At 39.2% G+C, this 13,843-nt stretch carries 14 protein-coding genes and 1 riboswitch; of the genes, 13 read left to right on the top strand and 1 reads right to left on the bottom strand.

The genetic code is table 11. From position 1 onward, the window contains the following. Positions 1-261 precede the first annotated feature (261 nt). The 6 genes from QPX86_RS11875 to QPX86_RS11850 all read left to right on the top strand — a co-directional run bounded on the left by QPX86_RS11875 (position 262) and on the right by QPX86_RS11850 (position 4,995). Positions 262-804, top strand: a complete 543-nt coding sequence (locus QPX86_RS11875) for a curlin (RefSeq protein WP_285162806.1) — start codon at positions 262-264, stop codon at positions 802-804. Positions 805-844: 40 nt separating this feature from the next. Then, on the top strand, positions 845-2,362 hold the full coding sequence (locus QPX86_RS11870; RefSeq protein ID WP_285162805.1) for a beta strand repeat-containing protein: 1,518 nt from the start codon (positions 845-847) through the stop codon (positions 2,360-2,362). A 145-nt stretch (positions 2,363-2,507) separates the two neighbouring features. Further along, positions 2,508-3,140, top strand: a complete 633-nt coding sequence (locus QPX86_RS11865) for a LuxR C-terminal-related transcriptional regulator (RefSeq protein WP_285162804.1) — start codon at positions 2,508-2,510, stop codon at positions 3,138-3,140. Continuing rightward, entirely contained in the window at positions 3,137-3,721 is a 585-nt protein-coding gene (locus QPX86_RS11860; RefSeq protein WP_285162803.1) for a curli production assembly/transport protein CsgE, read from the top strand. The genes QPX86_RS11865 and QPX86_RS11860 overlap by 4 nt, the downstream gene beginning before the upstream one ends. Positions 3,722-3,736: 15 nt before the next feature. Next, positions 3,737-4,141, top strand: coding sequence for a curli assembly protein CsgF (locus QPX86_RS11855; RefSeq protein WP_285162801.1), 405 nt, complete (start codon positions 3,737-3,739; stop codon positions 4,139-4,141). Positions 4,142-4,143: 2 nt separating this feature from the next. Continuing rightward, positions 4,144-4,995, top strand: a complete 852-nt coding sequence (locus tag QPX86_RS11850; protein WP_285162800.1) for a CsgG/HfaB family protein — start codon at positions 4,144-4,146, stop codon at positions 4,993-4,995. A gap of 80 nt (positions 4,996-5,075) precedes the next feature. Here the strand turns inward: QPX86_RS11850 and QPX86_RS11845 are convergent, their stop codons facing one another. Beyond that, positions 5,076-6,833 (bottom strand): M61 family metallopeptidase, encoded by a 1,758-nt coding sequence (locus QPX86_RS11845; RefSeq protein WP_285162799.1) that lies wholly within the window; start codon positions 6,831-6,833, stop codon positions 5,076-5,078. Between the two features lie 225 nt (positions 6,834-7,058). On the opposite strand from QPX86_RS11845, the gene hinT reads away from it, so the two are divergent. The 7 genes from hinT (at position 7,059) to QPX86_RS11810 (ending at position 13,821) form a co-directional block, all read left to right on the top strand. Further along, on the top strand, positions 7,059-7,415 hold the full coding sequence (gene hinT, locus QPX86_RS11840) for a purine nucleoside phosphoramidase (protein ID WP_220754516.1): 357 nt from the start codon (positions 7,059-7,061) through the stop codon (positions 7,413-7,415). Between the two features lie 10 nt (positions 7,416-7,425). After that, positions 7,426-8,436 (top strand): PaaI family thioesterase, encoded by a 1,011-nt coding sequence (locus tag QPX86_RS11835; RefSeq protein ID WP_220754515.1) that lies wholly within the window; start codon positions 7,426-7,428, stop codon positions 8,434-8,436. A 136-nt stretch (positions 8,437-8,572) separates the two neighbouring features. After that, on the top strand, positions 8,573-8,962 hold the full coding sequence (locus QPX86_RS11830; RefSeq protein ID WP_220754514.1) for a YcfL family protein: 390 nt from the start codon (positions 8,573-8,575) through the stop codon (positions 8,960-8,962). 147 nt (positions 8,963-9,109) lie between these two features. After that, a riboswitch (TPP riboswitch) is annotated at positions 9,110-9,221 on the top strand. A 114-nt stretch (positions 9,222-9,335) separates the two neighbouring features. Further along, the gene (locus QPX86_RS11825; RefSeq protein WP_285162797.1) at positions 9,336-11,522 is read left to right on the top strand and encodes a TonB-dependent receptor; all 2,187 of its coding nucleotides are present in this window, start codon (positions 9,336-9,338) and stop codon (positions 11,520-11,522) included. Positions 11,523-11,681: 159 nt separating this feature from the next. Next, positions 11,682-11,942: a YkoF family thiamine/hydroxymethylpyrimidine-binding protein gene (locus QPX86_RS11820; RefSeq protein WP_153915403.1), complete on the top strand. Its 261-nt coding sequence runs from the start codon at positions 11,682-11,684 to the stop codon at positions 11,940-11,942. Between the two features lie 108 nt (positions 11,943-12,050). Next, positions 12,051-12,713 carry a nicotinamide riboside transporter PnuC gene (gene pnuC / locus QPX86_RS11815; protein ID WP_285162795.1) on the top strand — a complete coding sequence of 221 codons (663 nt, stop codon included), beginning with the start codon at positions 12,051-12,053 and terminating at the stop codon, positions 12,711-12,713. A 67-nt stretch (positions 12,714-12,780) separates the two neighbouring features. Further along, complete coding sequence (locus QPX86_RS11810) at positions 12,781-13,821, top strand: phosphotransferase (protein ID WP_285162794.1); 1,041 nt, start codon at positions 12,781-12,783, stop codon at positions 13,819-13,821. The last annotated feature ends 22 nt before the right edge of the window (positions 13,822-13,843 follow it).

Below are 13,843 nucleotides of genomic sequence, written 5' to 3'. Positions count from 1 at the left end.
TCACCTTTACTAAACTCCTCAATCTTTCGTTATATGTCATTTTACTGACGCAATACAAATTTGTGCAAACTAATCAGTTGCTTACCATGTTAAGTACTATTTCAGCTAATAGTAATAAAGTGGGGGGGGCAATTTTTTTTAGCCTATTGGTCTATGCGCCTTTAATACTCGGGGTGGATTCAGGTCTGTTAAGGAAGCGTAATACTAACCGTATTGGAAATGTGGAGGGATTAACTCTTCACTATGTTAAGGGCAGGAAGCATGGACTTATTCAAGCGTGAGATATTACATCGCTTACAAACAATAGCAGGGATGCTTGCTCTTGTTGTTTGTCTAGCTTCTTTTCCTAGTTTCAGTCAGTCAGATTTAAGTGAATATGATGAGCTTGTTAGTGGAGCAAATAATGTTGCTGGTATTAATCAAGACGGCAGTGATAACTCATTAAACCTAAATCAATCTGGAATGGACAACTCATTCCGTTCTCATCAAGGTGGCTTTAATAATTCAATAAACACTAGTCAGCAAGGCTCGCAACATTTTGTTGGTTTAGTTCAGTCTGGAGCCAATATTGAAGCCGAAATTTTACAAACAGGGGTAGGTAATGTGGTTGTCTCTTTGCAACACGGAGAAAATTTATTGCTCGATGTGATGCAAACAGGAACAGGAAACGTAGCTTTAATACAGCAAAGTGGTTACGAAAATTCGATTGGGATCCAGCAGTACGGATCCGGGAATGCGGTAGGTGTACTTCAATGGGGTAATTCGCAGCATGTGGAAATTACGCAGAAGTGTTGTGGTAATTAACCCATAAATATCTTTTATCATAGTAAAGGGAAATACGATAATGAAACATTCTAAAATAGCTTTATTAGTTACAGCAGCAATCTTTGCTTCTAGTAGCGCTTATGCAAGTGACAACAATTCAGCAACAGTAGGACAAACAGGCAATGATAATGCTGTCACTATTACCCAGCAGGCAGATAGTACTAGTAATAGTGCTTCAGTTACTCAAGCTGGTGATTTTAATACCTCTTCAGTGACTCAAAGTGGATCTTCTAATGGAGCCATAATATCTCAAGGGGATGATAGTAACTTTGCAGATGTTAACCAAATTAGTTCAGGTAACTCTGCAACAGTTAATCAAGGTGGATCAACTCTTGGAACCGGTAACTCTGCCTATGTTAATCAAGATGGTATGAACGGAATTGTTACAGTGGACCAGACAGGTAATTCAAACTCTGCTAGTGCATATCAAGATTCTGGCAGCGATGGGGCTACTATCGATATAGATCAAGTTGGCGATAGTAATTCAGCAAATGGTTATTCTTATTATTCAGGTGTTGGAAGTACTGCAACAATTAACCAAACTGGTAATTCAAACTATGGCTATGCTTCAACTCATGGGACTGGAGATACCTCTTCAGTGACACAGTTGGGTGACAACAATTCTGGTAGCGCGGTAAGTTATTATGACAATAGTTCTGCTGTTATTGATCAGGAAGGCGATAGTAACTCTGCTACTGCTTACGCTGGTTATGATCAAGCGTCGGTTACTATTGGGCAGTTGGGCGATGACAACTACGCTTATGGTCAAACATATGGAACAAATGACAGCATCAGTATAGATCAAAGTGGTGATGATCATTCAGCTGATGTGAGAGCTTATTATGGTAGTGATAACGAGCTTAATGTTACCCAAACAAACTTGAATAATGATGCTACCGTATATACCGATGGAGTCGGTAATACTGTTAATTCTTATCAGTATGGTCAAGATGGAACGGTGAATATTTACCAATTAGGTGATTCAAACAATGCCTATACTTATCAAACTTCAGCAGGTACTCATACTGTAGATATCGATCAGGTTGGTAATAGTAACTCTGCATATGGTGGTTCATATTATGCGGGTGACGATAGTACTTCAACAGTAGATCAATCAGGTAATTCTAATTACGGTTCTGCTTATACTTATGGGGCAGGTTCGACTGCAACAGTAAATCAAACTGGAGATAGCAATATTGGTTCAACACAAGCTTGGTACGATGGTAGTACAGCGAGTGTTGAGCAAACTGGTGATAGTAACTATGCTTCTGCAAGTGCAGGTTCAGAAGCTTCCAATGTCGATATTATGCAAGAAGGCGAGCTTAATGACGCATATGGTACTACCTATGGCACAGGTGATGGGATTGATATAGATCAAACTGGTAGTGACCATTACGCATCAGTTCTTGTCGGTGACTTTAGCGGTGGTAATAACATGGTTACAGTGACTCAAACTGATATGAATAACAGTGCCACAGTGAGTTCTTACGGTTCAAATAACCAAGTTACTGTTTTACAAGGTGCCGCCCCTCAGTAGTACTAAAGTATAAGGGAGGCTTTTTAAACACCCTTTCGGCTAATTGTTAAAGCCAGGTTAGCTTGCTAATCTGGCTTTAATGATACAGGTACAGTATCAGAGTTTATTAATTTATATTTATTCGCAATCACATGGAGTGTAAGTGATGTTTAAAGTTATCAATTGGATGATAGTTTCCCGTTCTCAATTACTTATTGATTTACTAGATTGTCGTTGGCCTCAAGAGTTTTTGGTCAAGCTTGCCAAAGCCACTCCAGCGACGATGAGTTCACAATTATCAACTCAACAAATTTCTTTAGTTGTGTTTGATTTAGCCACCATAGATTTACAACAAGCTTACCAACTACAAAGGCTTATTGAGCGTGAACATTATGTCGTGAAAACGGTGTTCATTAACTTCCCAAAACAAGTTGATGCCAAATTTCTAATTCATCCTGCTACGACTTCGGGCGCATTTTATATAGATGCAGATCTGACTGAAGTGAGTAGTGGATTAAATGAAATTTTAAAAGGCCGTAGTGTTATCCCGAATGATTTGCATAAATCGATTATGAATGATGATGCCGATGATGAATCTGAACATTTAACCATTAGAGAAAGAGAAGTGCTGCAGGCTTTGCTAACAGGCAGTACTAACTTAGATATCGCTAATCAACTATTTGTCAGTGAAAGTACCATCAAAACGCATTTATATAGAGCGTTCAGAAAAATTGGTGTATCAAGTCGTGGACAAGCGATTGCTTGGGCTCAAACCCATATGCATGAGGTAAGAGTGTGAAAAATTCTTTATTGATATTCATCAGCCTTAATTTCTTATTTGTCATTTTGATGAATGAGTCGGTGGCTGCTGAAGTTAATAAAGTTGAAGTCGAACCTCAAAAACAAGTGTCAGTCCCTGAGGTGAAGCCAGCTTTAGATGAAATCGTGCCAGAGTCTAAAGCATCTGTGGCGCAAGAAAATTCATTAAAAAAACCAGGGACCAAGTCAATCATCGTTAATGATAACAAATCGAAACAAGAATCAGACTTAATTGATGGACTTATATTAAACAGAGCGATGACGAGATTAGGTCATCGTTTTTATCGGGAATTTGTAGGTGCTTATAGAGATATAGGTGGTAACACCAAACATTCAGGCTTAACCATTGTTGAACAAGCAACAGCAAGAAGTGGTAGTAAAATTTTAATTCAACATAATCGTAAAACCATATTTGTCACTTTTGTTTCACCGGTGAGTAGGAATATGGACGATCAGGCTGATTACGCAGCTAAGAGAGTGAATGCTGCAGTGACTAAAAGAAACGAACAAGCAGTGTTGGGAGCGTTATTTGATCCTGATCTTGCTCCTGATGAGATATAAGCAGGGAATGCCAATATGAAAAAACTAATATTAACTTCAATAGTATTAATGTTCTCACTTGATACTTTTGCAACTCAATTGATTTATCAACCTGTGAATCCAGCTTTTGGTGGTAGTTATTTAAATGGTTCATATTTATTAGCGAATGCTGCGGCACAAAATGACCATGATGGTGGTGGTTCTGGCTATGTTTCTCCAACAGCTTTGGAAAGGCTTTCTAGCTCTTTGCAGTCGAGATTAATGAGTCAGCTATTTAATGATGCAGCTAATGGTGGGGAAGGATATTTATTAACTGATGATTTCGAAATTAATGTCGTCAATGAAGATGGTTCGTTAATTGTACATATAACTGATGTGCTAACTGGCGAAACTACCATTATTGAAGTTGGTGGTATTGTTGACGATAGTGTGGGTGGCTAACGATGAATAAGATGATTATTTGTGGCCTTGTACTCATGTTGTCGGCTTGTTCATCCGTTGATGAAGAATTCGAAAATATTGATGCAACGTCTAGCCTAATGCCAAAAAGTGAAACTTATTATGACCTAACAAGTTTACCTTTTCCGCAAGGCGCTATGGTTGCTGCTGTTTACGACTTTAGAGACCAAACAGGCCAATACAAGCCAATTCCATCAAGTAACTTTTCAACAGCAGTGCCACAGTCTGGGACAGCGTTTTTAGCGCAGTCTTTAAATGATTCGGCTTGGTTTATACCAGTAGAGAGAGAAGGACTTCAAAACCTTTTGACGGAGCGAAAAATTGTTCGCGCAGGACTTAAAGGGGATGCGAGTAAACTTCCACAATTAAACAGTGCTCAGGTGTTAATGGAAGGCGGAATTGTCGCTTATGATACCAACATTAAAACTGGCGGTGCAGGCGCACGTTATTTAGGTATAGGTGCGTCAGGGCAGTATCGTGTTGACAGTATTACTGTCAACCTACGTGCAGTGGACATTCGAACAGGCCGTTTACTGAGTAGTGTTACGACAACTAAAGCGGTTATATCAAAAGAAATTACTGCAGGAGTGTTTAAGTTTATTGATGCTCAAGATTTATTAGAAGCTGAAGCTGGCTATACTTCAAATGAACCTGTGAGTCTTTGTGTTGTTTCGGCAATTGAAAGCGCAGTGGTTCACTTAATCGCTGATGGAATTTGGAAAGGGGCGTGGAGTTTAGGTGATTCAGCAACAGGAATGCAAAACACAACCTTACAGAAATATTGGTTAGAAGCTCACAGCGAAGCGAAAGTGAGCGCGAGAATCAAACGAGGATAATTTATCAGCATCACGTAAAAAGGTGCCTTTGAGGCACCTTTTTTTTTACTTATAAATTACTTATTAAGATTTGATATTCACTATAGCCAAATGCTTAGCTTATTTTTATCTTGAATTTCAAGGCTAATTGTATCAGCTACTGATTCATTGATTGGCATAACCCCCTGCATCAGCTCGTCTCGTCTAAACCAATGAAATAACAATTCTTCACCGACGGTCATAGTTTGAAGTTGCGCTTCAAATTGAGCATCAACTTGCAAGTTATTAGCTGCAATCAATAAATCTCCAGCACTTAATCCAGCTTGATGAGCAGGGCTAGCTTGGGCCACCGTTAAGACTTTTAGACCGATAGATTCCGGTTTAGTTTTTGCGCCAAATGCGATTTTATTGCCAGACACATCTCCGCCACCTAAATCGGTATTTCCTGCGCTTGCTCGAAGTCGCATAGTAATCCCTACTTTTTCAAGTAAAGGCTTTAGCGGGATATCTTGGGTGTTATCAAGGTAAGCAAATAAATCATCGCAATTTCTGTTTAACAGACTTTCGATAATTTGTTGGTGGGTATCAATCTGGGTGCCAATGTTTTTTGAGCCATAATCTTGCCAAAGTTCGCGCATAACATCATCTAAACTCTGTTTTCCGTTAGTTTCTAGACGGATCGTTAAGTCCAAATAGAGTGCGAATAACGCGCCTTTAGTATAGTAGCTGACAATGGCATTATTGGCATTTTCATCTTGCTTATAAAATTTAGTCCACGCATTAAAGCTCGACGATTTTAAGGTTTGCTTAAAACGACCTTGAGAGCGATAAACTCGAGTCATGATTTCACTAAGCATGGTTAAATATTGAGTTTGATCTACACAACCACTTCGATAAGTTAAAAAGTCATCAAAGTAGGATGTTATGCCTTCATAGGCCCAAAGCTGCTCTGTGTAAGCTTCTTTAGATAAATCGAATGGCGTAAACTCGGCAGGTTTAATCCGTTTTACATTCCAACTATGGAAATACTCGTGACTACATAGGGATAGATAAACCCGATAATCTTTGTTGACCTCGTGCTCCATATTAGTGGGTAAATCTTTTCTAGAACACATTAACGCAGTGCTTGCACGGTGCTCTAATCCGCCAAAACCATTACCTAAAACAGTGGTTAAAAAGACATAGCGTTCAAAGGGAGCATTGCCACCAAAAAGGTTTATCTGGTATTCACAAATGGCTTTTAAGTCTTTACATATGCGCGGCATTGATGCGCGATGTTTACCGCTGAGGACAACATCGTGCGGTACGCCGCAAGCTTCAAAGCTTTCAATAGTCAGTTCGCCCATTTCAACAGGGTGATCAATGAAGTCATCATAGTTATCGGCATAAAACTCTCCAAAGCCGAATTGTTCACCTGCAGTTCTTTTCATGCTGGTGGCTAACTTCCATTGCTTTAACTCATCTAATGCTGGTTTTTCAATGGTTAAAGTATGCTTGGTTTCTTCAAGTTCTTTAGCGCATAAGAAAACGCTACTGCCATTAAAAAAGCCATGGGTAGTATCTAAGTGCGCTGAACGCACAGATAGGTCCCAAGCATAAACTTGATAACTAATTTTGATAAAATTTTCACTGTTTTGGCATTGCCAAGTTTGTTTATCTAACTGCAATACTTCGATCGGTTGTTCATTGTTATCAACCGCTTTTATATCAATCAGGTTTCTGGCGAAATCACGGATCATATAACTGCCAGGTAGCCAAGAGGGTAATGACAAAATCTGATGAGGTTTTGCTGTGCTAATTGTTTGAGTGACTTCAAATAAATGCGCTTTAGGATCGATAGCAATGATGTGATAATGCATGAACAAATTCCAAGTAAGTGGGTGTTGCTAAAAAGAAATGCGAGCTAGAAGAATCTTAATGCTGCCAAAATCACTCACAATGTGCAAATGCTGATGTACAAATCTTCTAAATCTAAAAGGAGTATTTACTGGAGTGACAAAGGCGGTAGTTGATACTATAAGATAACCTAGTTTGTAGATCCCGTAACAGGCTTCACCCTACATAAACGATAAGGATGATTACCCATGGCCGAAGAAACCATTTTTAGTAAAATTATTCGCCGCGAAATTCCTGCGGATATTTTATTCCAAGACGAGCTAGTCACTGCGTTTCGTGATATTTCACCTCAAGCACCGACTCACATTTTAATTATTCCGAATCATCTTATTCCGACTGCTAATGATATTAAAGCTTCAGATGAACTTGCGTTAGGTCGCATGATGTCAGTTGCAGCTAAATTAGCTGATGAGGCTGGTATCGCTGAAGATGGTTATCGTTTAATTATGAATTGTAATAAACATGGTGGCCAAGAGGTTTATCATATTCACATGCATTTGGTAGGCGGAAAACCATTGGGTTCTATGCTAAATCACGCAGGATAAATTGAGCGAAATGAAAATAAACAGTGATTTTTTTCCGCTAACAGAAGTGGCAACCCGCTTTGTTAATCAATTAGCGCAGTGCCGCAGATTGAATATCAGTGTGCTTGAAGCCAGTGAACATCATGTGTTACTTGAACTGCCATATAGCCAGGATATTATTGGCGACCCAGATACTGGTGTTATCCATGGCGGGGTAGTGACTACGCTAATCGACACTGCATCTGGGACTTCGGTTGTGAGTGCGATTTTAGCTAAATATGAGTCTTTAGAGATATCACCAACACTGGATTTGCGTGTCGACTATATGAAGCCAGCTGAACCCGATAAGCCGCTATATGCCATTGCGGAGTGTTATCGTTTATCTGCCAATGTAGCATTCACTAGGGCGATTGCTTATCAAGACAGTGTTGATGACCCTATTGCTCACGCCGTGGGTTCATTTATGCGTATTAGTCCTGAAATGGTAGGTGAAGAATTCCGTCAAGCATTAATGGGCGAGTCAAAAAATACTGTAGAGTCAAGCAAAAGTAATGTTGAGACTCGAGAGTCAGTTACGCCAATTGCGGATGCTTTTGCGGCGGATGATTTAAATGTTCATGATATTGTTAAACGTGCCATCGACTTGAACGATTATAGTTATTTATTAGCTAAAGTGCCGTATACACAGTTTATCGGCATGAGTGTTAATCGTTTCGGTGATGAAATGGTGTTTAAATTACCGCAAAAAGACGACAATATTGGCAACCCGATTTTACCCGCTATTCATGGTGGTGTGATTGCAGGCTTTATGGAAATGTCGGCAATTGTGCAACTAATGGTGTTTATGCAAGCGAAGAAAGTGCCTAAAATTATTGACTTTTCAATTGATTATTTAAGGGCTGGTTTACACCAAGATACCTTCGCTGAGTGCAAAATCACCCGTCAAGGTCGCAGAGTCGCTCATGTTACAATCAATTGTTGGCAAACAAATAGAAAGCAATTAATTGCCACCGCTAGAGCGCACTTTTTATTAGACCAATAGGCTTTTGTCTATTCTGTAGAATAGTAAATAATGTAAGCCGCTTAGTATTAGCCGCTTATTATAAGCTACCTAATATAAGTCATTTATTAACAGTCAGTTTCAACCCAATTGGGTTAAGTTATCAAGAGGATGCATGATGAAATTTTCAATAGTTGTCGTAACATTAGTATTAATGATGTCAGCTTGTGCGAATCACACCGCAGGTGTATCAGCAGGTTCCAATGGCGAAACTCGGGTTGATAATTACTCATTTGGTCAAGAAGTTACTGTCGAACAAGTTAACGTGCGTACTCAAGGTGATTTATTACAAGGTTCGGCGTTAATTCTAAGTAAGGTTGGCACCGATTTACGTCTGCAATATAAATTTACTTGGTATGATGCTGGAGGATTTACCATTGAAGATGAAGCTACAAGCTGGAAGTCTCTGAAACTTCATGGCAAACAACAAATGCAAGTAACCGCAGTCGCACCGAATGCCTCAGCCACACGATTTGATGTTTATGTGCGCAAAGCCTTTTCCAATTAAGCGTCAACATTTTTAAAAAGCACCCTTATTTGGGTGTTTTTTTATACCTAAATTTCATGGTTTTTGGGGTGATGCAAATTTGTACTTAAATAGTTAATGAAAAGTTCTCAGTAACAGTGTCGTACTTATGTCTAATCGTTTATAATCCGCCTCGCCAAGGGGTGTTAGCTCGAAAAAGAGTTAACTGAGATGTTTTATGACAAACCCTTAGAACCTGATCCGGCTAATACCGGCGTAGGAATAGGCTGCATTTTTTAAGACATCATTTTTGAACTAGCGCTGAGGCAGTAAAGCGAACTCGACCATTTTGTCACAGATGCACATCACTCATTCACTATGCTTGCCGGATCTCAAAATTATTATTTGAGGTCCTATGTCTTTATTTAAACCTAAATCGCCTGTTGCGATTGCCATTCTCGCCGCTTTATCGACTTCTGCTGTTGCACAAACTGAAGATATTGAGCGCGCAGCGCCAAATGCAGAAAAGATGGAAGTCATTGTTGTTAATGCTGATTTCAGTAATATCGAGCTTGAAAAAGCGCCTTCTAGTGTGACGGTAATCGACAGTCAGCAATTACAAGACGAAGGGGCGCAGCATTTTGAAGATGTGTTGAATTCAATAGCCAACTTTAACTGGTCAGGTGGTAGTTCACGTCCAAAATATTTCCAAATTCGTGGTGTGGGTGAGCAAGAAGAATATCAAGGCGCACCTAACTCATCAGTTGGCTTTATCGTTGATGATATTGATTTATCAGGTATCGGCATGGTTTCAAGCATGTACGATATGCAACAAGTAGAAGTGCTGCGTGGGCCGCAAGGGACTCAATACGGTGCTAATGCTTTAGCGGGTTTAATTTATTTGAAAAGTAATGACCCAACGGATGTATTTGAACATGGTGCACAAGTATCAATGGGGGACGATGATTTACAAACCTTCTCTGGTTTCAGCTCAGGTCCCTTATCTGACTCTGGTAAATTGTTGTACCGCGTATCGTTAGAGCAGCATTCTCAAAATGGTTACCGTGATAATACCTATCTGGAGCGTGAAGACACAAACGCCCGTGACGAGTTTACCGCTAGAGCAAAACTGCGCTGGTATGCAACCGATGACGTGCAGCTTGATTTAACCTTATTACACGCCAATTTTGATAACGGCTATGATGCTTGGACATTAGATAATAATGGTTTTGAAACCATTACGGACAAGCCTGGAGTTGATAGTCAAAAAACCACTGGCGTTGGCCTAAAAGCGATTTTTACTCAGTTTGAAAAATTTGAACTGACTTCGTTGACCTCATTTGCGCAAACTGACCATCACCATAATTATGATGGTGATTGGGCTAACCCTGAGTACTGGGCTTCAAAAGAATGTACTGCTTATGATGATAACTGGGTAGAGATTGGCACAGAGCCATGTGTTTACGATTACACATGGGATAAGCAAGGCGACCGCAAAACCATTTCACAAGAGTTCCGTATTAGCTCGAACGAAGCAGGCCGAATTTTTAACGATTCTACGGACTGGTTATTGGGTTTATATGGCATGAACCTAAAAGAAGATAACGATTTATACTCTGAATACAATGGCTGGCCTGATGAAGTCTTGCAATCAGAATATGAAGCCACCAACTATGCCATTTTTGCTCAAACCGATACTCAATTTGGTGATGGTTACGTATTTTCTGCAGGGGTACGTTTAGAACGTCGTGTAAGTGAGTATTCGGACAGTAATGGTGACGAGTTCGATCCTACAGAAAATATGTGGGGCGGGCATTTAGCGATTTCTAAAAGCTTAAATCAAGATCATAACGCTTACTTTAGAATCGCTCGTGGTTACAAAGCGGGTGGCTTTAATATGACCTTACCACCTGAACTTGCCGACAAAAAAGAATTTGATACAGAAATTCTATACAACTATGAACTAGGCCTTAAATCATCATGGCTAGATGGCGCAGTGGCGACCAATATGGCGTTATTTTATATGGACCGTCAAAACCAACAAGTATCGGCATCACAACAAGATCCTGACGATCAGCAACGCTTCATTTTATACACTGAAAACGCTGGTAGTGCCAAAAACTATGGCGCAGAAGCTGACTTTAAATACTATGCCACTGATAATATTGAATTTTACGGCAGTGTAGGTTGGTTAGAAACAGAATACGGTGATTATCAATACAATGATAAATACGGCAACGTTATAGATTTAACGGGGCGCGACCAGGCTCATGCGCCTAATTTCACTTACAGTGCTGGTATGAGTTATGTCAGTGACTCAGGCTGGTTCACCAACTTAAATGCGAGTGGTAAAAGTGACTTCTATTACTCTGATAGCAATGAATCAAAATCAGATGCTTACACTATATTCAATGCGCGCATTGGTTATGAGTCACAAATGTGGTCTGCTTACTTATGGGGCAGAAACTTATTTGATGAGCAATATGGCGTACGTGGTTTCTACTTTGGTAATGAGCCAGATTTAGATTGGGCTGACAAACAATATGTTCGTTATGGCGATCCTCGTCAATTAGGCATTACACTTGATGTGAAGTTTATGTAGCGTTTACTGGTTATTGATAAAGCTAAATTTCTTTAACAATAACAATGGTTTTAATATTGTTACTTAACAATGTTATACAGTGAAATACCGCCATGGTTTGCCATTTCTTTGCTAAACTACGGCGGTATTTTTACTTAAGTCGTCCCAAAGGAGTTCCTGATGAAATTAACAGCTGAAATCAGTATGTACCCGTTTAACGAAAACTATTTAGATCCGATAAAATGGTTTATTGGCCGTGTTGATAGCTACTCAAATATCGAAAGAAAAACTAATGCAATGGCAACTCAAGTTTGTGGTGAATATGCAGATGTTATGTCAATGCTTGCTGTGGAGATGGAAGCCGCTCACCAAAAGTGGGGCAAGGCTGTTTTTGTGTGTAAATTCATTGGTGGTGAGTTGGATTTAACTCACACTGAATAACGTTCATAACGAACTATTGCTACTCATTATAAGAAACTGATTATTAAGAACTATTTCCCTTAAATACTTTAGTTAATTTATTTTTGTATAGAAAAAGAAACTATTAATATGCTTGCTGAGATTTTCCGTTACTTTCAAACCGCGATAACAGAAGCGTCCGCTATGACAGGGTGGGAAGCTATTGCTGTTGTACTTGCGATCGCCTATTTAGTTTTAGCCATGAGAACCAATATCTGGTGCTGGGCCGCAGCTTTTGTTAGTACCGCTATTTATACGGTGTTGTTTTGGAAAGTCTCACTATTAATGGAATCCCTACTTAACGTCTATTATATGGCTATGGCAGTGTATGGCTTTTGGTTATGGCGTTATGGCAGTAATAAAATTGAAGGCAGCTCACAAGACACAGAGCTAGCTATTGTGAGTTGGTCATTGAATAAGCATTTGATTATTATTGCGGTAACGTCAGTAATATCATTGATTGTCGGTTATTTGATGGCCACGAATACTTCGGCATCTTTTCCATACCTTGATGCGTTAACTACGTGTTTTGCCGTGATGACCACCTACCTAGTAGCTAAAAAAGTAATTGAAAACTGGTATTACTGGATGGTGATAAATTCATTGTCTATATATTTGTATCTTCAAAAAGGCTTAATGCTTACTTCTGGTTTACTGGTTTTATATTTATTTATGGCGGTGAGTGGTTATTTTATGTGGCGTAAAAAAATGCAGCAAGATACGCTTGAAACACAGTTAAATCTAGCTAAATAACACGTGTTAATAAACATTCAGCTATTTTTTAATTCATAAACTGAGCGAGAATAAAGATTAATAACCGATGACAGTATTTAATCCTTGGGCATTATTGCCAACTGAGCTTAAACATCAATTGCCGTCATCATTAGTGGTGGATATCAGCGACAATTGTACTGGCGTCGATAGATTGTCTGCAGGGTTAAGTAACAGTAATTATTATCTTAAAATGCCATCTCAAGACTGGGTGTTACGTGATAATAAAGATATTGAACAGTGGTGTGATAGAGACAATGAAGTGGCTTGCTGGCGAATGGCACAAGCTATCAAATTAGCACCTAAACTCATATGGCAAAGTGAGACTAAGCAGTTTTATTTAAGTGAGTTTATCAAGCAAACAAGCTTTGATTGGTCATCTACATTCTCTGAATATGGTTTTAGCTCATCTAATCGACCCAGTAACAATTCCTTTCGATATGGCGATGGTTTAGCTGAACAGTACGAACCCGTTAGCCAATTACTGAGCTTACTAAAGCAATTCACTACCTTAGCATTACCCCCGAAAGTCATTAGCATTACTGAGCAGTGGCAGGTCTATCTTGAGTCACTAGCTGAACTGTCAAATAACCAATTAGATGAACAATGGTGTGATGCTTTTGAGCAACTAACAAACTTAAAGCCAGCAATGACTTCTTGGCTGACTGATTTAGAGTCTTGTTTGATTAGGCCTCAATTTTGTCATCGCGATTTATCACCTTTTAATTTATTGCTACAACAAGATAATTTGTTGTGTATCGATTTTGAATATTGTGCAGCAAGCCATCCGATGTTTGATTTAGCCTCGATTTTGGCAACCCATCAATTAACTGAGCAACAAGCTAAAGATCTTTCTGAGCAATATCTATGTCAGCATCCAAACCTACAATCCAATGCTATTCACTATTTAGAACAAATCTATAACTGCTTTTGGGCATTTGGTGCGGCCTGGGCATTAATGATGGCAGCTAAAAGCACGCACTCAGAAGATGAGCAACTCATTAATGTTACTTTAGTTGATGAAAGTTCAACTAACTTAAAAACTTCATATTTTTTGTTATTCAACAAATACCTATCTTTAATATCATAAGGCTATTATTCTTAATCAATAG

The sequence above is a fragment of the Shewanella goraebulensis genome (assembly GCF_030252245.1).
GTDB lineage: Bacteria > Pseudomonadota > Gammaproteobacteria > Enterobacterales > Shewanellaceae > Shewanella > Shewanella goraebulensis.
The sequence above is the reverse complement of the archived record's forward strand: the minus strand, read 5'-3'. Positions and strand labels throughout refer to the sequence as shown.

What these genes read in the sequence shown, in the direction of transcription:
- hinT (WP_220754516.1), top strand. Translation starts at nt 7,059, where the DNA reads ATGGCCGAAGAAACCATTTTTAGTAAAATTATTCGCCGCGAAATTCCT.
- QPX86_RS11835 (WP_220754515.1), top strand. Translation starts at nt 7,426, where the DNA reads ATGAAAATAAACAGTGATTTTTTTCCGCTAACAGAAGTGGCAACCCGC.
- QPX86_RS11855 (WP_285162801.1), top strand. Translation starts at nt 3,737, where the DNA reads ATGAAAAAACTAATATTAACTTCAATAGTATTAATGTTCTCACTTGAT.
- QPX86_RS11820 (WP_153915403.1), top strand. Translation starts at nt 11,682, where the DNA reads ATGAAATTAACAGCTGAAATCAGTATGTACCCGTTTAACGAAAACTAT.
- QPX86_RS11845 (WP_285162799.1), bottom strand. Translation starts at nt 6,833, where the DNA reads ATGCATTATCACATCATTGCTATCGATCCTAAAGCGCATTTATTTGAA.
- QPX86_RS11810 (WP_285162794.1), top strand. Translation starts at nt 12,781, where the DNA reads ATGACAGTATTTAATCCTTGGGCATTATTGCCAACTGAGCTTAAACAT.
- QPX86_RS11825 (WP_285162797.1), top strand. Translation starts at nt 9,336, where the DNA reads ATGTCTTTATTTAAACCTAAATCGCCTGTTGCGATTGCCATTCTCGCC.
- QPX86_RS11850 (WP_285162800.1), top strand. Translation starts at nt 4,144, where the DNA reads ATGAATAAGATGATTATTTGTGGCCTTGTACTCATGTTGTCGGCTTGT.
- QPX86_RS11865 (WP_285162804.1), top strand. Translation starts at nt 2,508, where the DNA reads ATGTTTAAAGTTATCAATTGGATGATAGTTTCCCGTTCTCAATTACTT.
- QPX86_RS11870 (WP_285162805.1), top strand. Translation starts at nt 845, where the DNA reads ATGAAACATTCTAAAATAGCTTTATTAGTTACAGCAGCAATCTTTGCT.
- QPX86_RS11830 (WP_220754514.1), top strand. Translation starts at nt 8,573, where the DNA reads ATGAAATTTTCAATAGTTGTCGTAACATTAGTATTAATGATGTCAGCT.
- pnuC (WP_285162795.1), top strand. Translation starts at nt 12,051, where the DNA reads ATGCTTGCTGAGATTTTCCGTTACTTTCAAACCGCGATAACAGAAGCG.
- QPX86_RS11875 (WP_285162806.1), top strand. Translation starts at nt 262, where the DNA reads ATGGACTTATTCAAGCGTGAGATATTACATCGCTTACAAACAATAGCA.